Origin of the sequence: Micromonospora sp. KLBMP9576 (assembly GCF_050941805.1) — a bacterium.
Lineage (GTDB): Bacteria > Actinomycetota > Actinomycetes > Mycobacteriales > Micromonosporaceae > Micromonospora.
Map to the genome: position 1 here is coordinate 4,030,509 of NZ_CP194567.1, position 20,090 is coordinate 4,050,598.

The 20,090-nt window shown below is 71.1% G+C and carries 12 protein-coding genes; 10 read left to right on the forward strand and 2 right to left on the reverse strand.

Features of this window, described 5'->3' with window-relative positions:
* The first annotated feature begins 34 nt into the window (after positions 1-34).
* The 6 genes from ACQ452_RS17705 (at position 35) to ACQ452_RS17730 (ending at position 11,731) form a co-directional block, all read left to right on the forward strand.
* Entirely contained in the window at positions 35-784 is a 750-nt protein-coding gene (locus ACQ452_RS17705; RefSeq protein ID WP_433385963.1) for a zf-HC2 domain-containing protein, read from the forward strand.
* A gap of 150 nt (positions 785-934) precedes the next feature.
* Positions 935-2,749 carry a S8 family serine peptidase gene (locus ACQ452_RS17710; protein ID WP_433385966.1) on the forward strand — a complete coding sequence of 605 codons (1,815 nt, stop codon included), beginning with the start codon at positions 935-937 and terminating at the stop codon, positions 2,747-2,749.
* Positions 2,746-3,525, forward strand: coding sequence for a hypothetical protein (locus ACQ452_RS17715; RefSeq protein WP_433385968.1), 780 nt, complete (start codon positions 2,746-2,748; stop codon positions 3,523-3,525). Before ACQ452_RS17710 ends, ACQ452_RS17715 begins: the two co-directional genes overlap by 4 nt.
* The gene (locus tag ACQ452_RS17720; RefSeq protein ID WP_433385971.1) at positions 3,518-6,283 is read left to right on the forward strand and encodes a right-handed parallel beta-helix repeat-containing protein; all 2,766 of its coding nucleotides are present in this window, start codon (positions 3,518-3,520) and stop codon (positions 6,281-6,283) included. Before ACQ452_RS17715 ends, ACQ452_RS17720 begins: the two co-directional genes overlap by 8 nt.
* Before the next feature lie 8 nt (positions 6,284-6,291).
* Positions 6,292-10,320, forward strand: coding sequence for a type VII secretion protein EccCb (gene eccCb / locus ACQ452_RS17725; protein WP_433385974.1), 4,029 nt, complete (start codon positions 6,292-6,294; stop codon positions 10,318-10,320).
* Positions 10,321-10,351: 31 nt separating this feature from the next.
* The gene (locus ACQ452_RS17730; protein WP_433385977.1) at positions 10,352-11,731 is read left to right on the forward strand and encodes an EsaB/YukD family protein; all 1,380 of its coding nucleotides are present in this window, start codon (positions 10,352-10,354) and stop codon (positions 11,729-11,731) included.
* A 22-nt stretch (positions 11,732-11,753) separates the two neighbouring features.
* Here ACQ452_RS17730 and ACQ452_RS17735 read toward each other — a convergent pair whose 3' ends face one another.
* Entirely contained in the window at positions 11,754-12,422 is a 669-nt protein-coding gene (locus ACQ452_RS17735; RefSeq protein ID WP_433385980.1) for a response regulator transcription factor, read from the reverse strand.
* Between the two features lie 178 nt (positions 12,423-12,600).
* On the opposite strand from ACQ452_RS17735, the gene ACQ452_RS17740 reads away from it, so the two are divergent.
* The 3 genes from ACQ452_RS17740 (at position 12,601) to ACQ452_RS17750 (ending at position 18,417) form a co-directional block, all read left to right on the forward strand.
* The gene (locus ACQ452_RS17740) at positions 12,601-17,652 is read left to right on the forward strand and encodes a hypothetical protein (protein ID WP_433385983.1); all 5,052 of its coding nucleotides are present in this window, start codon (positions 12,601-12,603) and stop codon (positions 17,650-17,652) included.
* Between the two features lie 79 nt (positions 17,653-17,731).
* Complete coding sequence (locus tag ACQ452_RS17745) at positions 17,732-18,058, forward strand: WXG100 family type VII secretion target (protein ID WP_433385986.1); 327 nt, start codon at positions 17,732-17,734, stop codon at positions 18,056-18,058.
* A 41-nt stretch (positions 18,059-18,099) separates the two neighbouring features.
* Complete coding sequence (locus ACQ452_RS17750; RefSeq protein WP_433385989.1) at positions 18,100-18,417, forward strand: WXG100 family type VII secretion target; 318 nt, start codon at positions 18,100-18,102, stop codon at positions 18,415-18,417.
* Positions 18,418-18,477: 60 nt separating this feature from the next.
* Here ACQ452_RS17750 and ACQ452_RS17755 read toward each other — a convergent pair whose 3' ends face one another.
* The gene (locus ACQ452_RS17755) at positions 18,478-19,152 is read right to left on the reverse strand and encodes a hypothetical protein (RefSeq protein ID WP_433385992.1); all 675 of its coding nucleotides are present in this window, start codon (positions 19,150-19,152) and stop codon (positions 18,478-18,480) included.
* A gap of 145 nt (positions 19,153-19,297) precedes the next feature.
* On the opposite strand from ACQ452_RS17755, the gene ACQ452_RS17760 reads away from it, so the two are divergent.
* The gene (locus ACQ452_RS17760; protein WP_433385995.1) at positions 19,298-20,080 is read left to right on the forward strand and encodes a hypothetical protein; all 783 of its coding nucleotides are present in this window, start codon (positions 19,298-19,300) and stop codon (positions 20,078-20,080) included.
* Positions 20,081-20,090: the final 10 nt, after the last annotated feature.

Here is a 20,090-nt window from a genome sequence, read left to right on the forward strand (position 1 = left end):
CGGCCGGGCGCGGCGGACCGGGAAGCTGAGCGGCGTGCCGGACCCACTCGCCCCGGGTGAACATGTGACGGACCTGCTGGGTCCGCACTACATGGGTGCCCTCGATCCGGCTGACAGTGACGTCGTCGACCGGCACCTGCGCGACTGCGCGCAGTGCCGGGCGGCGGCCGGCGAGGTGTGCGAGGTCGTCGCCGCCCTCGCGCTGCTCACCGACGATGTCGCTGTCGGGGAGGCGTCGCCGGTCGCCAGGCCGGCGGCGCCCGCTCCCCGCCGCGGCCGTGCCGACGCGGTCCGGCCGGCCGGCGGGCGTTCGGTGCCCGCCGGGCCCGGGCGGCAACCGCGGCCGCGGCGGCAGCGGCTCGCGCTGATGCGGGCCGGTCTTGCGCTCGCGGTGGTGCTGTTCGTCGGCTTCGGCGCCCTCTTCGTGATGGAGCGGGCGAGCGACGAGGCCGGGCCGGAGGTGGTGACGGTCGCGGCGACCGGGAGTGAGCCCCGCACCGGTGCGACCGCCTCGGTGTTGGCGTCGGAGACCGACGGCGGGGTGCGGGTGCGGGTCACGGTCACCGGCCTGCGCGCGGGCACGGACTACCAGCTGTACGCGGTGACGCTCGACGGCCAGGCGCGCGAGATCGCGAAGTGGACCGGCACCGACGGCGTGCAGGAGGTCTCCGGTGACCTGCCGGGGGCACTTGGCGACCTGGCCTTCGTGACGGTCAGCGCGGCGAACGGCCCTCCGGCGGTCACGGTGCATCTCCCCCGGGCCTCGCCCGCGGCCCCGCGCTGACGTCCGCCTTCGCAGCGGGTGCGCCGGATGGCGGCGTGGCAGGACGGGATCGCGACGCCGGCGCAGAAAGCGTTCCGGCCGTGAACCACGGCGCCGTATCCGCCGTCTTGTGTGCGGATCCGCCCTGGGCGACGACAAAGGGAAGTGGGAATGTTCGGGATCACCCGGTCGGCACGCGGTGCCTACCTCGCGGTGTGCGTCATGATGGCTCTGATCGTGGGAGCCGCGGCCCCGGCTTCGGCCGCCGACGAATACGTCAAGTTCTACGCCGTCGGGTCGTCGTACCAGGGAGAGCCGGAGAACCTCACCAGCATCGCCGCCCGGTTCCTCAACGACGGGGCCCGCTCCGTCGAGATCCGTAACCTCAACACGGGCCGCCGGCAACCCGACGGCGGCATCCTCAGGGACCCGGACCGGTTGCGGGCGGGCTGGCTGCTGGTGCTGCCGTGGGACGCCGTCGGCGAGGGCGTCCGGTACGGTGTGCTGCCCGACAAGGCCCCGGCCACGCCGGTCGAACCGAAGCCCGACAGGCCCAGGGCGACACCGACCGCCAAGGCCCCACCCACCGTTTCACCCGCGCGGGTCGCCGGTGCCGCCACGGTCCCGAGCAAGGCGCTGGCGCCGCGCCGCGCGAAGGGTGGGCAGTGTGCGACCAGGGCGGCGTCGAGCAGCCGCTCCGACTGGGCGAGCCTGCGCCTGGCCGCCGACCAGGCCTGGCCGCAGAGCCGCGGCAAGGGGCAGCTCGTGGCGATCATCGACTCCGGTGTGGACGGCAGTCTGCCGGCGCTCAGTGGTCACGTGGCCGTCGGCATGGACATCGTCAGCGGCAGCGGCCGCGGCGACACCGACTGCCTCGGCTCGGGCACCGCCATGGCCGCTCTGGTGGTCGGGCAGTCCACCAAGGGTGACGGCGTCAAGGGCGTCGCCCCCGAGGCCACGGTGATGCCGGTCCGGGTCGTGGGCAACGACGCCAAGGTCCAGCCGGCCGACGGCGCAGCGGCCATCGAGGCCACCGTCGAAGCCGGCGCGACCGTCATCGCGCTGGGCAACTTCGTCGACACGACCAAGCCCGAGGTGGCCAAGGCGATCATGGCGGCGGTCGACCGGGACGTCGTCGTGGTGGTCGGCGCGTCACGTGCTTCGGTGCCGGTCAACCCGGACGCGGCGATCGGCCCCGGTGTCCTGCGGGTGGGTGGCGTGGCCGTCGACGGCCAGCGCGCCGCCGACTACCGCGGTGGGGGCATCGACGTGGTCGCCCCGGGTGTCAACGTCAACAGCGTCGGCATCACCGGGGTCGGCGCCGTCGCGGGCAGCGGCACCCAGTACGCGGTCGCCTTCGTCGCCGGCACCGTCGCGCTGGTCCGGGCCGCGTACCCGGACCTGAACCCGGAGCAGGTCGCCCGTCGTCTCCAGGTGACCTCGGACAAGATGGGCGACGGCGCGCAGCCCGACGGCCGCTACGGCTGGGGCATGATCAGTCCCGCCACCGCGGTCACCAAGGTGCTGCCCGAGGAGGCCGAGGCTGCCTCGTCGGGCCGGGAGCCGGACGGAAAGGTCACCTCCGGCGGCTCGGGCGGACGGTCGACCCTGCTGGCCATCGTGGCGCTGGTCGCGCTCGCGGCGGCGGTGCTGCTCGTGTTCCGGATCCGCCGGCTGTTGCGCGACGAGACCGGGGACGACGAGGACGACGGTGACGACGACGCTCCCCGGCCGGTGACCGCCGCACCGACGGGGCGCAGCGGCACCCTGCCGCCGGCCTCCGTGCCCCGGGCGCCATCGGTCTCCCGTCAAGCCGGCGGTGATCCGCCGCCGCCGGACGGCGGGAAGCCCGACCCGGACGACGAGCAGGCCGACAGTCCGGCGTCCGTGGTCAGCGCCGAGCCGGGGACCCGGGGCGAGACCGTGGCCCTGCCGAAGGCATCGATCGGGGCCAGGTCGCCCCAGCAGCGTCCCGACGCGTCATGACCGGCATCCGCTCCGGGCCGCCGGTGGTGATGCCGCCGCGCGACCCGGGCGCCCCGTCCGCCAAGCTGACCCAGCGCAACGAGTTCGTCCGGGCGTTCGTCGAGCACGCGACCGAGGTGCCGGCCAGCGAACGCCTCACGGTGCGCTGGCCCACGCTGATGACCGTGACGGCGCTGGTCGCGGTCGTCGCCATCGTGGTGGGCGTCTTCTGGAACCTCATCCGTCCGCTCAAACCCGGCGACAGGCGGCCCGACGGCAGGGCGGTCGCCCCCGCCCCGGCGCGGGTCGACAGGTGGGCGGCGGTCGCGGGCTGGGACTGCGCCGCGACGCCGGACCGGGGCTTCACGGCGGAGGGCCGCGACGGCGACTGGCGCACCGTGGGCTCCGGCGGCTGGGCGCAGGACGGCTGCCGCGGCATGTACGCGACCGCGCCGCTGCGGACCATGCGGGACGAGAAGAGCCGACAGTCGGCGCTCTGGTGGTTCCGGCCACCCACGGGCACTAGGGCGTGCCGGATCTTCGTGCACGTGCCGGCCGCGGCCCCGGGTGTCCCCCGGGCCGGCGACGTCGCCTACTCGGTCATGCCCGGTGCGGGAAGCGTCGCGTACGCCCATTTCACGGTCGACGTCGGCGCCCAGGCCGGCCGCTGGGTCGACGTCGGCTCGTTTCCCGTCAACCAGACCGAGCTAGCTGTCCGACTGGATCCCGCGGGCAGCCGCGGCGACCGCGACAGCCGGCTGATGCTGGGCCAGCTGAAGGTGGACTGCGGTGGGTGACGGCCCGGGCCGCAGCGTCGCGGCGAGCGCCGAGTCCGGCATCACCACGAGCGGACGGGTGGAACGCGTCTCGACGCGCCCGTGGAGCCGGCACCGGTCCATCGGGGCGGCGGTCCGGGCCGCCAGGGAGGGCACGGTCATCACGGTGGCGCCCGGCGTCTACCGGGAACGGCTGGTGCTCGACCGGTCGGTCACGATCGTGGCCGAGGACGGCGGCGGCGCCGTCGAGCTGGCCTGCCCGGACGGTCCCGCGCTGGCGGTGCGCTCCGGGACCGCGCTGGTGCGGGGCCTGACGGTCCGCGGCGCCCGGGCGGACGCCGTCGCCGTCGAGGTGACCGCCGGTCAGCTCACGCTGGACGAGACGGTGGTGACCGGTGGGCGGGTCGAGGTGAGCGGCGGCGCGGCGGTGACGTTGCGCCGATGCACCGTCTCCGACACCGTGGGCGTCGGCCTGGCCGCGCGGGACGGCGCTCAGCTGGCGGCACACGACCTGCGGCTGGAGCGCGTGGACGGCGCCGCAATCGCCGCCTCCGGCGCCGCCCGGGTGGAGTTGTCCCGAGCCGTCCTGCACGCCGTCACGGGCGTCGGCGTACGGGTCAGCGACAGCGCGACGGCGGTGCTGGAACACTGCGACATCGGGCACGTGGGGCCGGCCGGTGTCGAGGTGACCGGGGCCGGGCAGGCGCACCTGCGGGACACCACGGTCCACGACCTGGCCGGGGACGGCGTCCACGTGCACGACGGCGCCCCCTTCGCGGCGGGCTGGTGGCAGCCGCTGCCGCCGCTCAAGGTGCCGCAGACGGGCACCGGTGAGGCGGGCGCCGTGGGCGGGGTGCGGTTGGAACGTTGCCGGGTCAGCCGCACCGAGGGCGCCGGCATCCGGCTCGGCGGCACCGCCCAGCTGCTGCTCTCCGACTCCCAGGTGGAGCGGGCCGGCGTGGCCGGCGTCCTCGCCGCCGACCAGTCCCGCGCCGAGCTCACCGACATCCGGATCACCGACAGCGCGCAGACCGCGCTGGCCGTCTGCGACGACGCGGAGGTCCGGGCCGCTGGCGCCAGGTTCCACGACTCCGCCGCCAACTCCCTGTACGCCTCCGGCGGGCGGGTGCTGCTGCGCGACTGCGAGCTGCGCCGCTCCGGTCGCACGGCCGTGCACGTCCTCGGTGCCGCCTCGGTGGCGCTGTCCGGCTGCGTAGTCGCCGTGACCCCGGAGATCGGCATCCGGGCGGTGGACCGGTCGCTGGTGCGGGTGCGGGGCGGCGCGGTGGAGGGCGCGGAGTTGCGCGGGGTGCAGATCAGCGACACCGCGGACGTCGTCCTGGAGGGCCTGACCATCACCGGCGGCAAGGTGGGTGTGCACCTGGACACCCCGCACCGCTCGCTGCTGCGGGACTGCGACATCCGCGACGTGACGCAGACCGGCGTCGAGATCGCCGCCGGGGGCGCACCCACGGTGCAGGACGTCCGTGTCTCGGGCTGCGGCGCGGCCGGGTTCTTCCTGGACGAGGGGGCCGAGCCGCTGCTGGAGGAGTGCACGGTCGCCGGCGCCGGCGGCAGCGGCCTCGCCGTCTGGGGTGGGGCCCGGCCGAGCGTCCGCGGGCTGCGGGTGGCGGACTGCCGGAAGAACGGGCTCTACTTCGCCGCCGGGGCACACGGCAGGTTCGTGGACTGCGAGGTGTCCGGCACCGAGTACCCGGCGATCTACGTGGGCTCCGGCGCGGATCCGACCCTCGTACGCTGCCACGTCCACCACGCCGACGAGGACGTCAGCCGGGCCGACGATGCGGCCGCGACGTACGAGGGCTGTTGGAGCACCGACGTCGCCGACGCGACCTTCCCCGCCTCCGGCGCGGTGACCCGCGCGCTGCCCGCCGCCGGGCGCGATCTCCGATCGGTCGCGAACGGGGTGGCGGGGGCCGACCGCGGTGCGGCGAAGCCGGGCGACCTCGATCAGCTGCTCACCAGGCTCGACGGCCTGGTCGGCCTCACCCGGGTCAAGCAGGACGTCGGCACGATGGTCAAGCTGGTGCAGATGGTCAAGCGCCGCCGCGAGGCCGGGCTGTCGCCGCCACCGATGTCCCGGCACCTGGTCTTCGCCGGCAACCCGGGCACCGGCAAGACCACCGTGGCGCGGCTGTACGGCCAGCTCCTCACCGAGCTCGGCATGCTGACCAGCGGCCATCTGGTGGAGGTGGACCGGGGAACGCTGGTCGGCGAGTACGTGGGACACACCGCGCCCAAGACCCAGGCGGCGTTCCGCCGCGCCCTCGGCGGGGTGCTCTTCATCGACGAGGCGTACGCCCTGGTGCCGGACGGGCAGGGCAGCGACTTCGGGTACGAGGCCATCTCGACCCTGGTGAAGCTCATGGAGGACCACCGCGACGAGGTGGTGGTCATCGTCGCCGGCTACCCGGAGCACATGCGGCACTTCATCGCCGCCAACCCTGGCCTGTCGTCGCGGTTCTCCCGCACGCTGACCTTTGACGACTACTCCGCCGACGAACTGGTGCGGATCGTCGAGGTCCAGGCCCGGGAACACGACTACCGGTTGTCCGACGAGGCCCGGGCGACGCTCTGGGACTACCTGGCGGCGGTCGACCGCGGCGAGGGCTTCGGCAACGGCCGGTTCGCGCGAAAGCTCTTCCAGCAGATGACCGAGCAGCACGCCGGACGTGTCACCGCGCTGGCCGACCCGACCGACGAGCAGCTCAGCACCCTGGAGCCGAGCGATCTCGTCGACGTCGACGTCCGTGGCTGAGGAGAACAGTGAGCCGCTTCGCCTTCCACCGCCCGGCCCGGTTCCTGCTGCCCGACCTGCCGACCGACCGGGTGGTGCTGCCGACCCCGCCCGAGGAGCCGCAGGACAATCCGCAGAACAACGGCTGGACGCTGGTCCTGCCGCTGCTCAGCAGCATCGGCATGTCGGCGTACATGGTGACGTTCGGGCGACCCGCGATGATCATTATCGGGGTTCTGTTCTTCGTGACGTCCGCCGGTGCCGTGATCGCGATGCGCGCCAACCAGCGCAGCGTCGCCAGCAAGGCGGTACGCAAACAGCGGGCCCGCTACCGCGCGCACCTGAAGCTGTCGCGGGACAGCGCCCGGGCGGTGGCGGCGAGTCAGCGCACGGTCGCCGCCCTGGCCAACCCGGAACCGGTACGGCTGTGGTCCATCACCACCACCCGGCACCGGGTGTGGGAGCGCCGGCAGCACGACAAGGACTTCCTGCACGTACGCCTGGGCCACGGCGCGGTGCAGCTCGCCACCCCCATCCAGATCGACGACCGGCTGGACCCGCTGGCCGAGTACGACTGGGACTCCCTGCAGGCGGCCACCAACCTGATCGACCGGATGGGCCGGGTGGACCACCAGCCGATGGTGATCGACGTGGGCAGCGCCGGGGTGATCAGCCTGTCCGGCGGGGTGGCGCGCACCGAGCCGCTGCTGCGGGCCCTGCTCTGCCACATCGCGGTGCTGCACGCCCCGGACGACGTGACGATCGCCGTCGACACCGGCGGATCACCGCAGTGGAACTGGGCCAAATGGCTGCCGCACACCTTCGAGCCGAAGGTACGCGGTGAGGCCGGCACCGTGTCGCTCGTCGCGCCCGAGCCCGAACTGCTCGCCCCGTTCCTGCACCGCGAGGTGGCCCAGCGGGCCGAGTTGCAGAACCGCGGCCGGCTGCAGGGCGTCGGGGGCCAGGCCCCGCGCGTCCGGCGGCTGATCATGGTCTTCACCAGCTTCGAACCGGTCTCCGAGTGGGGGCGCTCCGACCTGATGCGGGCCCTGCTCACCCTCGCCGGAGCCGCCTCGGGGGTGACGCTGATCTTCCTCGCCGACCGGGACGCCGACGAGCCCAGCCGGGTCGACCTGCGGATCCGGCTGGACGGCAACGGCGAACTGCTCACCGAGGGCGATCCCGCCCTGGTCACCGCGCCCGCGCTGGGCTGCACGCCGGACGCCGTCACCCCCGACCTCGCCGAGCTCATCGCGCGCAATCTCGCGCCGCTGCGGCTCAGCGACGAACGCGAACAGGTGCTCTCCCGGGTCACCGCGCTCAGCGAGATGGTGCTCGGGCCGCAGCCGTTCTCCGTCGACGTCACCAGCCGCTGGGTGGGGCCGACCGATCCCGGGCTGCTGCGCACCCCGATCGGCACCAACGGTGACGGTGAGACGGTCGTCCTCGACATCAAGGAATCCGCCCAGGGCGGCTCCGGCCCGCACGGGCTGATCGTGGGCGCCACCGGCTCCGGCAAGAGCGAGCTGCTGCGTACCCTCGTCACCGGTCTCGCCCTCACCCACCCGCCCGACCTGCTCAGCTTCGTCCTCATCGACTTCAAGGGCGGTGCCGCGTTCGCGCCGCTGAGCGGGCTGCCGCACGTGGCCGGGCTGATCACCAACCTGGCCGACGACGCGGCCATGATCGACCGGGTGCTGGCCGCGCTGATGGGTGAGCAGCAACGGCGGCAGCAGGCCTTGCGCGACGCCGGGAACGTCGACAACATCCGCGAGTACCAGGTCCGGCGCGCCGCGGGCCGGACCGACACCCTCGGCGAGCCGCTTGCTGCCCTGCCCTACCTGCTGATCATCGTCGACGAGTTCAGCGAACTGCTGTCGGGTCGCCCCGACTTCGCCGAGCTGTTCACCCAGATCGGCCGCGTCGGCCGCAGCCTCGGCATGCACCTGCTGATGGCGTCACAGCGGCTGGAGGAGGGACGGCTGCGAGGGCTGGACTCACACCTGTCGTACCGGATCTGCCTGCGCACGTTCAGCGCCTCCGAGAGTCGGACGGTGATCGGCAACGCCGACGCCTACAAGCTCCCGTCGATCCCCGGCTCGGCATACCTGAAGGTGGACGAGTCCATCTACGAGCGGCTGCGTGTGGCGCACGTCTCCACGCCGTACCTCAGCTCCGAGGAGCGCGCCGCGGCCAGCGGCGGACAGGGTCCCACCCTGGCGCCCTTCGACCTGCGGACGGCGTCGGAGCAGATCGAGCACGAAGCCGGCGACACCGAGACGCACGCCGCGACCGGCCCGACCGAGCTGCAGATCATCGTCGACCGGCTCCACACGGTCGGCACGCCGGCCCACCAGGTCTGGCTGCCGCCGCTGCCCCGGGCGCTCGCCCTCGACCACCTCGTCGGCCGACCCCGGCCACACGAGGACCGCGGCTACGCCGCGGCGCACTGGCCGATGAGCGGCAGCCTGTCGATCCCGCTGGGCCTGCTCGACCTGCCGCACCGGCAGGAGCAGGAAACGCTGATGATGAACTTCGGCGGCGCGCACGGGCACATCGCCGCGGTCGGCGCACCGCGTACCGGACGCAGCACCCTGCTGCGCACCATCATGCTCTCCAGCATGCTCACCCACACCCCCGACGAGATGCAGTTCTACTGCATCGACTTCGGCGGTGGCAGCCTGCACGCCTTCACCCAGGCCCCGCACGTCGGTTCGGTCGCCGGCCGCCACGACGCCGAACTCACGCACCGCATCCTCAGCGAGATCCGCAGCCTGATCGTGAAGCGCGAACACGTCCTACGCTCCCTCGGCGTGGACTCGATCGCCGACTTCCGGGACCGGCGCCGGGCCGGCACGCTACCCGCCGGCATCCGCGCCGCGGACGTCTTCCTGATCATCGACAACTGGGGCGCGATGCGCGGCGAGTACGAACACGCCGAAGGGATCGTCACGGAGATCGCCGCCCGTGGTCTCGGCGCCGGCGTGCACCTGATCCTCACCGCGGCCCGCTGGAACGACATCCGGCCGGCCCTGCGCGACAGCATCGGCACCCGGGTGGAGCTGCGGCTCAACGACCCCAGCGAATCCGAGATCAACCGCCGGGTCGCCTCGCGGGTGCCGGCCGACGTCCCCGGTCGGGGAATCAGCGCGCCGGGAGCCTTCTTCCAGTTCGTGCTGCCCCGGCTGGACGGCCAGGACACCACCGACGGGCTGCGCGAGGCCCAGGACGCGGCGCTGGCGGCGATCGACAGCCACTGGAGCGGAACCCGTGCGCCGGCCGTGCGCCTGCTGCCGACGCGCATCGGGGTCGGTGAGCTGGATGCCGCACCGGCCGGCGACGCGGTGCCGATCGGCATCGCCGAGCCCAACATGGACACCGTCAGCATCGACCTCACCGGCGACAACCCGCACTTCCTGGTGTACGGCGACGCCGGCTCCGGCAAGTCGACGCTGCTGCGCACGTTCCTCACCGGGCTGGCCGAGCGGACCTCCCCGTACGACGTCCGGGTGGTGCTGTTCGACTACCGGCGCTCGTTGCTCGACGTGGTCCCCGAAGAGCACCTCGGCGCGTACGCGGGAGACTCCGCGAGCGCGCAGGTCTACGTCAAGCAGGTCGTGGAGAAGTTGCAGGAACGGGTGCCGCCACGGGGCCTCAGCCAGGCCCAGCTACGGGCGCGGGACTGGTGGGAGGGCACCGAGCTGTACGTCGTGGTCGACGACTACGACATGATCGGCGGCGGCGCGTCGTCCCCGTTGCAGCCACTGGCCCGGTTCATCCCGCAGTCCCGGGAGATCGGCCTGCACGTGCTACTGACCCGCCGGGTGGCCGGGGTCTCCCGGTTCATGAGCGATCCCCTCATCTCCGGCATCCGGGACATGGGGACCGGCGGCGTGGTGCTCTCCGGCGACCACCGCGAGGGCGTGGTGCTCGGCGACGAACGCGCCGCCCAGCGCCCCCCGGGACGCGGCGTCCTCGTCCGCCGCGGCGCCCCGGGCCGGCTCATCCAGGTCGCCGTCACGGACCCCACCCCGGCCGCGGTGACGGCCACCACATGACGACCCCCCACCCGTACGGAAGGTGAACGTGATGGCCACCGAGCAGAGCCGGATCACCGTCGTCGGCACGCGGCAGCGCATCGACCTTGCGGTTCCCGCGACCACACCCATCGGCGAGTTCGTTCCCCAGCTCGTCGCACTGTGCGGCGAAGAGGAATCCCCGGCCATGCCCGCCGCCTGGTCGCTGGCGCCGGCCTACGCACCGGCGATCCCCCTCGACGCCACTCTGGCCGACATGGGCATCCTGGACGGTCAGGTGCTGTACCTGCGCGACATCGCGGTGGAACCCGGCGACCCACCCGTCGTCATGGACGTCGACGAGGTCGTCGCCGACGAGGCCGGACGGCTACGCCGCCAGCGGATGCACGCCGGGCCCGTCATTCTCGCCCTCGGACTCGGTTGGCTGATCGCGGCGGCCGTCCTCACCGGCTGGCGCACCACCGCGAACGCCGCCTCGGCGATCACCCTGCTGCTCGTCGGGCTGCTGCTGCTCGGCGCGGGCTGGGGCCTGCGCCAACGCCCCAGCGCGGTCCCGGGCTGGTTGACGCACGTCGTCGCACTGGCCGCGGTGCCGTGTTTCGCGGTCTCCGGCATGCAGATCGCGGAGAACATCCTCGGACCCGGTCACCGGTGGACCGGCGCCGTGGCCGGCGCCAACCTGGCCGTGCTGATGGCCCTCGCCGCCGGTCCCGGCGTCGTCCTGATGGCCGTCGAGGCGCAACTGGCCGTCGCCGCCGTCCTCGTACCGCTGGCGTTCGGCCTGGAGGCCGACCGGGTCGAAACGGCGGCCCTGGTCGCCGCGGTCGCCGTCGGTCTGCTCGCCATCTCCCGGCGCATCGCCGCCATGCTCACCGCCTGGGGCAACCGGGTCCCCAAGGGCCGGCAGGCGGCAGCGGCGGCCACCACCCGGATGGTGTCGTTCTCGAGCCGCGTGCTGGCCGTGGTGATGGCCGGGCCCACGCTCGCGCTCGCCGTGACCCTGCCGATGCTCGCCCTCTCCGGCCGCGCCTTCGCCCTCGCCAGCGCCGTCATCCTCACCATCGGGCTGTTGGCCCGGGCGCGACACGCCGCCTTCACCAACGAACTGCTGATGGCCGGCGGCGCCGCGATGATCGGCCTGTTCACGCTGCTGATCCCGATGGTGCGCCTGATCGGTGTCACCGGGACCGCCGCCCAGGCGCTGCTGTTCGTCGCAGGGCTCGTCGTGCTGGCCATCGGGATAGGCACGAGCATCCTGCTGCGGTCCCCCGCGGACCAGCCGGAGCCGCACGCCGACCGGCCCCGCAAGCCCCGCAAGCGCAGCCGGTCGGAGGTGATCGGGGCGATCGCCGCCGTGGCCGTGGCCCCCCTGACGATGGGCGTCTTCGGCGTCTTCAGCGACCTCGTCTGGTTTGGCCGCACGCTCTTCTGAACCGGCGGTCCACGTCAGCCGGTCACGCGGCCGAGGTGGACCGCCGGCCCTGCGAGTAGTGGCCGAGCTCGATCGCCATCCGGGTCAGGTCGGCCTTGTTGTTGACGTTGAGCTTGGCGCGGATCCGCTTCGCGTACGTGTTGACGGTGGCCTGCGACAGGCCCATCCGGGTCGCGATCTGCGAGTGGGTGAACCCCGACGCGATCAGACGCAGCGTCTCGATCTCCCGCGGCGCCAGGCCGTTGGTGTCCTCGTCACCTGAGTTGGTCAGCTCCGACTGGAAGCGGCCCACCATCTTCGGACACAGGTAGAAGCCGCCCTGCACGATCACCCGCATCGCCTCACGCACGTCGCCCTGCTCGGCGAACCGGCTGATGCAGCCGCGCGCGCCCGCCCGGATCGTGGCCAGCAACGTCGGCGAGCCGGTCCACGCCGCACTGATCAGCGGCCGACCCACGGTGGCCACCTGCGCTATCTGAGCCACCGTCGCCACGTCGATGTGCGGAAGATCCAACACCACCACGTCGTACGAGTCCGGTGTCCGGTCGAGTTCCGCCACCGACGCGACGGCGGCCGCCACCCGCATGCTGGCGTCGTCGGACGCCAACTTCTCCATGCCGGCGCGGGAGATCGGATGCTCCGCGACGATCGCAACTGTGAACACGTGCTCCTCCAGGCTTCTGCCCCCCACCCGGGCACGGTGAGGGCAGCCATCAAACGGCGGGCGGCTGTCCCCGGTTCACGGTCGAGCAAAAAATCTGCCGGTCGCCCCGTCGAGGACGTACCCCGCCCCGAAGAAGGGATTGCGGCCGTTCCCGGCCCCCTTCCTAGCCTTCGATCGCAGCAGTCTGCGCATGCGAGGAGGCGTTGTGCCGGAGAGCACCCAGACGATGTCCGACGGCTCGGTCGTCACGTACGACCCGGACGGCCGGGCAATCCGCCAGGTCACCCCCGATGGCACGGTCTTCGACCACTTCGATGCGGCGGGCCGCCCCGGACAGGCCGTTCTCGCCGGGTCCGGCGACCGGGTAGCCATCACGTACGACGGTGACCTGAGCACCTGGTCGTACAGCGACGGGAGCCGGGTCACCCGCGATGCCGACGGTGACCCGGTGCGTCAACAGACCGCTGACGGCGCAGTGTTCGACCGGTTCGACGGCGAGGGCCGGCCGACGCACGGCACCGTGCCCGGCGAGGACGGCGCACCCGGGCAGGACGTGACCATCGCCTACCACGGTGACGCGAGCACCTGGACCTACGGCGACGGCACGACCGTCGAGCGCAACGGCGACGGCGCCCTGGCACAGATGCGTACCACTGAGGGCGCTTCGTTCGACCGGTTCGACGCCGACGGCCGCCCAACCCACGGCACCGTGCCCGGCGAAGACGGCTCACCCGGGCAGGACGTGACCATCGCCTACCACGGGGACGCGAGCACCTGGACCTACGCCGACGGCACCACCCTCAACCGCAACGCCGACGGCCAAGTCACCCACATGCGCACCGCCGAAGGCGCCACCTTCGACCGGTTCGACGCCGACGGCCGACCAACCCACGGCACCATGCCCGGCACCGATGGCGAGCCCGCGCAGGACGTGGCCATCGCTTACCACGGTGACGCCTCGACCTGGACCTACGCCGACGGCACCACCGTCAACCGCGGCGCGGACGGCCAGGTCACGCAGATGCGCACCTCCGAGGGCGCTTCGTTCGACCGGTTCGACGCCGACGGCCGACCGACGCACGGCACCATGCCCGGCAAGGACGGCTCACCCGGGCAGGACGTGGCCATCGCTTACCACGGTGACGCCTCGACCTGGACCTACACCGACGGCACCACCCTCAACCGCAACGCCGACGGCGCCATCACGCACATGCGTACGTCCGAGGGCGCCACCTTCGACCGCTTCGACGGCGACGGTCGGCCGACGCACGGCACCATGCCCGGCACCGATGGCGAGCCCGCGCAGGACGTGGCCATCGCTTACCACGGTGACGCGAGCACCTGGACCTACGCCGACGGCACCACCCTCAACCGCAACGCCGACGGCCAGGTCACCCACATGCGCACCTCCGAGGGCGCCACCTTCGACCGCTTCGACGGCGACGGTCGGCCAACCCACGGCACCATGCCCGGCGAAGACGGCTCACCCGGGCAGGACGTGGCCATCGCTTACCACGGTGACGCCTCGACCTGGACCTACACCGACGGCACCACCGTCAACCGCGGCGCGGACGGCCAGGTCACGCAGATGCGCACCTCCGAGGGCGCTTCGTTCGACCGGTTCGACGCCGACGGCCGACCGACGCACGGCACCATGCCCGGCGAAGACGGCTCACCCGGGCAGGACGTGACCATCGCTTACCACGGTGACGCCTCGACCTGGACCTACACCGACGGCACCACCGTCAACCGCAACGCCGACGGCCAGGTCACGCAGATGCGCACCTCCGAGGGCGCTTCGTTCGACCGGTTCGACGCCGACGGCCGGCCAACCCACGGCACCATGCCCGGCGAAGACGGCTCACCCGGGCAGGACGTGACCATCGCTTACCACGGTGACGCCTCGACCTGGACCTACACCGACGGCACCACCGTCAACCGCAACGCCGACGGCCAGGTCACGCAGATGCGCACCTCCGAGGGCGCTTCGTTCGACCGGTTCGACGCCGACGGCCGGCCAACCCACGGCACCATGCCCGGCAAGGACGGCTCACCCGGGCAGGACGTGACCATCGCTTACCACGGTGACGCCTCGACCTGGACCTACACCGACGGCACCACCGTCAACCGCAACGCCGACGGCCAGGTCACGCAGATGCGCACCTCCGAGGGCGCTTCGTTCGACCGGTTCGACGCCGACGGCCGGCCAACCCACGGCACCATGCCCGGCGAAGACGGCTCACCCGGGCAGGACGTGACCATCGCTTACCACGGTGACGCCTCGACCTGGACCTACACCGACGGCACCACCGTCAACCGCAACGCCGACGGCCAGGTCACGCAGATGCGCACCTCCGAGGGCGCTTCGTTCGACCGGTTCGACGCCGACGGTCGGCCAACCCACGGCACCATGCCCGGCGAAGACGGCTCACCCGGGCAGGACGTGACCATCGCTTACCACGGTGACGCCTCGACCTGGACCTACACCGACGGCACCACCGTCAACCGCAACGCCGACGGCCAGGTCACGCAGATGCGCACCTCCGAGGGCGCTTCGTTCGACCGGTTCGACGCCGACGGCCGGCCAACCCACGGCACCATGCCCGGCGAAGACGGCTCACCCGCGCAGGACGTGACCATCGCTTACCACGGTGACGCGAGCACCTGGACCTACACCGACGGCACCACCGTCAACCGCGGCGCGGACGGCCAGGTCACGCAGATGCGCACCTCCGAGGGCGCTTCGTTCGACCGGTTCGACGCCGACGGCCGACCGACGCACGGCACCATGCCCGGCGAAGACGGCTCACCCGGGCAGGACGTGACCATCGCTTACCACGGTGACGCCTCGACCTGGACCTACACCGACGGCACCACCCTCAACCGCAACGCCGACGGCCAAGTCACCCACATGCGCACCTCCGAGGGCGCTTCGTTCGACCGGTTCGACGCCGACGGTCGGCCAACCCACGGCACCATGCCCGGCGAAGACGGCTCACCCGGGCAGGACGTGGCCATCGCCTACCACGGGGACGCGAGCACCTGGACCTACACCGACGGCACCACCCTCAACCGCAACGCCGACGGCCAAGTCACCCACATGCGCACCTCCGAAGGCGCCACCTTCGACCGGTTCGACGCCGACGGCCGACCAACCCACGGCACCATGCCCGGCACCGATGGCGAGCCCGCGCAGGACGTCACCATCGCCTACCACGGGGACGCGAGCACCTGGACCTACGCCGACGGCACCACCCTCAACCGCAACGCCGACGGCCAAGTCACGCACATGCGTACGTCCGAGGGCGCCACCTTCGACCGGTTCGACGCCGACGGCCGACCAACCCACGGCACCATGCCCGGCACCGATGGCGAGCCCGCGCAGGACGTCACCATCGCCTACCACGGGGACGCGAGCACCTGGACCTACGCCGACGGCACCACCCTCAACCGCAACGCCGACGGCCAAGTCACCCACATGCGCACCTCCGAGGGCGCCACCTTCGACCGGTTCGACGCCGACGGCCGACCAACCCACGGCACCATGCCCGGCGAAGACGGCTCACCCGGGCAGGACGTGGCCATCGCCTACCACGGGGACGCGAGCACCTGGACCTACACCGACGGCACCACCCTCAACCGGGACGCCGAAGGCAACCCGCTGCGCATGCTTACGTCCGACGGCACCGAGTTCGATCGGTTCGACGCCGACGGTAGGCCGCTCCACGGCACCGTGCCGGCGAGTGACGGCAATCCACAGCAGGACGTGGCGATCGAGTACTCCCCCGCCGGATCGAAGTGGACATACTCGGACCTGGACGGTTCCACGACCGTCTACCGAGATGCGCAGGATCACGTTGTCCGGCAGGAAATGTCCGACGGAACCGTCTACGACAGGTTCAACAGCGATGGTGACCCCACACACGGTCAGGCGCCGGGCAAGAGCGGCCCCCAGGACGTGACCATCGAATACTCGGCATCGGGGTCGAAGTGGACGTACTCAGGTCCGGACGGGATGACCAACGTCTTCCGCGACGCTGACGATCGCGTCATTCGGCAGGAGCTCCCTGACGGCACGGTGTACGACGCCTTCAACGAGAACAGCGACCCCTCGCACGGATTCGTCCCGGCGAGGGACGGCAGGCCCGCACAGACGATCGACGTGACCTACAACCAGGACGGCACCAGCACCTGGACGTTCACCGACGAGGGTACGGGCGACAAGACGCTCATCTTTCGTGATGCTCTGAGCAACACGACGCGCATGGACGTGGGCGGCTGGTCTTTCACCGAGTTCAGCGCCGACGGCAAGCCGTTGAGCGGCAACAGGATCGGCGCGCCCGGTGAGACGGTGAAGGTCGAGTACACCGGGGCGGGCAGCCGGTGGACCTATGACGACGGCACGGGCAATGTCACAGTCATCACCAAGAACACCGACGATCGGGTCATTCTGATGACCAGCGGCGGGTGGACCTTCAGCGAGTTCGATTCGCTGGACCGGCCGCTGCGGGGGTCGAAGCCGGGCGAGGACGGCGGGAAGCCGGAGTCGGTGATGATCGAGTACAACAGGGACGGCAGTGTCTGGACGTACGTGGACGGCGAGGGCGCCACGACCGTGTTGACCCGCGACACCGCCGGGGACGTCGTGAAGCTGGAGCAGGGCGGTTGGACCTACACGGATTTCGACGCCGACGGCCGCCCGCTGTACGGCACCAGGGACGGTGAGCAGGTCACCATCAAGTACGACCCGAACGGGATCACGGAGTCGACCTTCATCACGCCGGACGGTCACTGGAGCATCATCGGTACGGACGCCGCCGGCCGCCCGATCTTCCAGATCGTCGACGGTGTGCCGGCGGCCTTCGCGGTGGAGATCCCGAAGCTGAAGCTCGCCAAGGAGATGGTGGCGCAGCGACAGGAGCGCATCGAGGGGGACCTCAGGTCGATCAAGAACCACTACAGCGCCATCACGGACTCCTGGGACAGCCCCGCGGGCGACCCCTTCGCCGAATCGGCCACCACTCTCCAGGCGGCCTCCGACAAAATCAACGAGGTGTTGAAAGACTCTGTCACGGCGATGCAGAAATCGTACGACCATTACCTCGAAGCCGAGGGCGGCAACCTCAACAACCTGATTCCGGCGTCGTCCTCCGACACCTACAACGCGGCCGTCGTGGCGCAGATCCTCGCCGACGTCATCCGACGGCAACCGCCCCCCGCCGAAGTAGGCGGCGTGGCACAGATGCTGTCCCCCTAAGCGGGACGTCGACTGACGCCGCGCTGTCACGCGACTCTTGACCGGCATGTCATGAGAGATCGGGAGCAGGTGAACATCCATGGGCATGACTCCGGTCAACGTAACACCGGAAATGGTGACCGCGGCGGCGACGAGCTGTGACGTTACGGCGACCGACATCGATGCCGAACTGGCCAGCCTGAAGGCGTACGTCACCCAGATGCACTCGATCTGGGGCGGTGTGGCCGCGGATCAGTGGAACGCCTTGATGACGGACTTCGACATCTACGGCCGGATGCTGCACAACTCGTTGACCGACATCGCGAGCGGCCTGCGGGGCAACGCCGTGAACTACGAGGACGCCGAGTGGGCGAACATCAACCAGTTGCAGGCGGTCAACGGCGACATCCCGGGCGCCCGCCTGTAGCAGGAGCCGGTGGCGGCCGCACGGCAGACAAGGAGTAGACAATGCCGGATCCCGCGTCCAGCAATCTCAAGGTTCCGATGGAACTTGAGAGGGCGGGCCACGACATCAACGCCAAGGCGGATCAGATCACCCAGCGGCTGGAGGATCTCAAGACACAGCTGGGGCCGATCTCACAGACCTGGACAGGTACGGCCAAGACGCACTACGAAGGCCTGCAGGGTGAGTGGAACCTGGCGGCTGACGGCCTGTTCGGCCCGACCGGGGTGCTCGGAAAGATCGCCTACGCGCTCAATCTGAGCTGGGCCAACTATTCCGACTGCGAGTGGGCCAACGTCAAGACGTGGCTACCCACCCGCTGACCTGGCGAAGCAGCTCCGCCGCGGCCCCGAGGGCCGCGGCGATCTGCTGCGTGACCGATGTCAGTCGATCCAGGAGCTACGGTCAGCCGCGGCGTAGATCTGCGCGGCGTCGTTGTACATGCCGGCGAACCGACCGACCCGCTGGATGGCGCCACCGATAGCCTGCAGCAACGCGTTCTGGGTCTGGACGATCTCGGCCGTCTTCTCCGGATCCGGATCCTCGACGTCCGGCCCGTAGGCCTCTGTGGGCATCATCCACTCCTCACCGGCCTCGGTTTCGTCCAAATAGTGACGAGGTATGGTCGACTCCCTGTTCTTGGCATAGAAAACCCACGTTTCGTTGTCCAGGCGGCCGTTCTTGAAACTCTCGAAGTCGTCAATCGCCGCGTTGGTCAATCTAAGAATCGCGGTTTCGGCGTCGTAGAGACTGCCGACATTCACCTTGACGGTGACATCGCCCGGTTCCGCCGGGTCGAGGGGTTCCCCGCTGGTCGGATCGGTCTTCGGAGTCGGCACACCCTGGCCGTCGGTGGGGATGTGTTCGTCGTTCTCGCCGAGAACGTAGTAGCTGCCGTCGGACTCCTGCTTGACCTCCGGGGCCGGCGGTGGAGTGACGAGGTCGGAACTCTCACCGGTAACCGTGCGTGCGGTAGGCCAGTTCTGGGTCAGGTCGACGAGCTTGTCGCCGTCCTGGTTCTCCGCAGGATTGATGACATAGTCGTCCGATTCTGCCATCCCCGAATGCTCGCCGGTGCTGGCGGCGGGGACAACGTCCCTCTTGGGGTGACGGGCGCGTACGCGAACGGGGAACTGTCCGCCCGGCCGGCGGTTACGTAACATCGGCTCAAGGCTGACGTCAGTGCGCGGAGGGACAGGGATCGTGCCGAACGAGTTCTCTGCGAACTCTCCGTCCGACTACAACAGCTCCGCCCCGGAGAAGACGTTCGTCATCTATCCCAACGCCATGTACCAGTATGCCCATCGGTGGATGCCCGGCGTCATCGCCGACATCGAGGAGAACTGGAAGAGCATCGGCGACGTCTGGGAGGAACTGAAGCTGGGCTGGACCGGCAGCAGTTCCGAGGCGGCCAAGGAGTTCAACGACCGGTTGCAGACGGCTCAGAACGAGATGTTCGGCAAGAAGGGCGCCACCGAGGATCAGGACCAGCCCGGCATCATGCGGCTCTCCCGGGCTGTCGCGGTGCACGCCTCCGCCAGCTACTACGAGGCCGAGATGACCGTCACGAAGATCTTCGACGACTTTCTCAACGAGCTCGGCGCCCCCGCCGAACCCGGCGCCCAGGTCCCCCAGGACGTCGACGGTGGCCCCATCTCGATCCACTACGACAACCACAACGGCGTCCGGTACGACAACCGCGACATCGTGGGTCAGTGGCAGGATTCGTCCGGAGGCATCCACCTGCTGTACGAGGGCGAAAAGACGCCGAAGCCGGAACTCACCGACTTCACGTACGAGCACAACGGCGAGACGATCACCGTCTGGGCGTACGGCGTCGAGGAGACCCGGATCGACGAGGAGGGCAAGGCACACAAGGAGATCTACCGGGTCGAGGCCGCGACGTGGGTGGACGACAGGGGCGAGACCCACAGGCTCAGCACGGAGGGTACGACTCCCCTGCCGCTGCCCCCCGGCGTCGGCTGACCGGGACTGC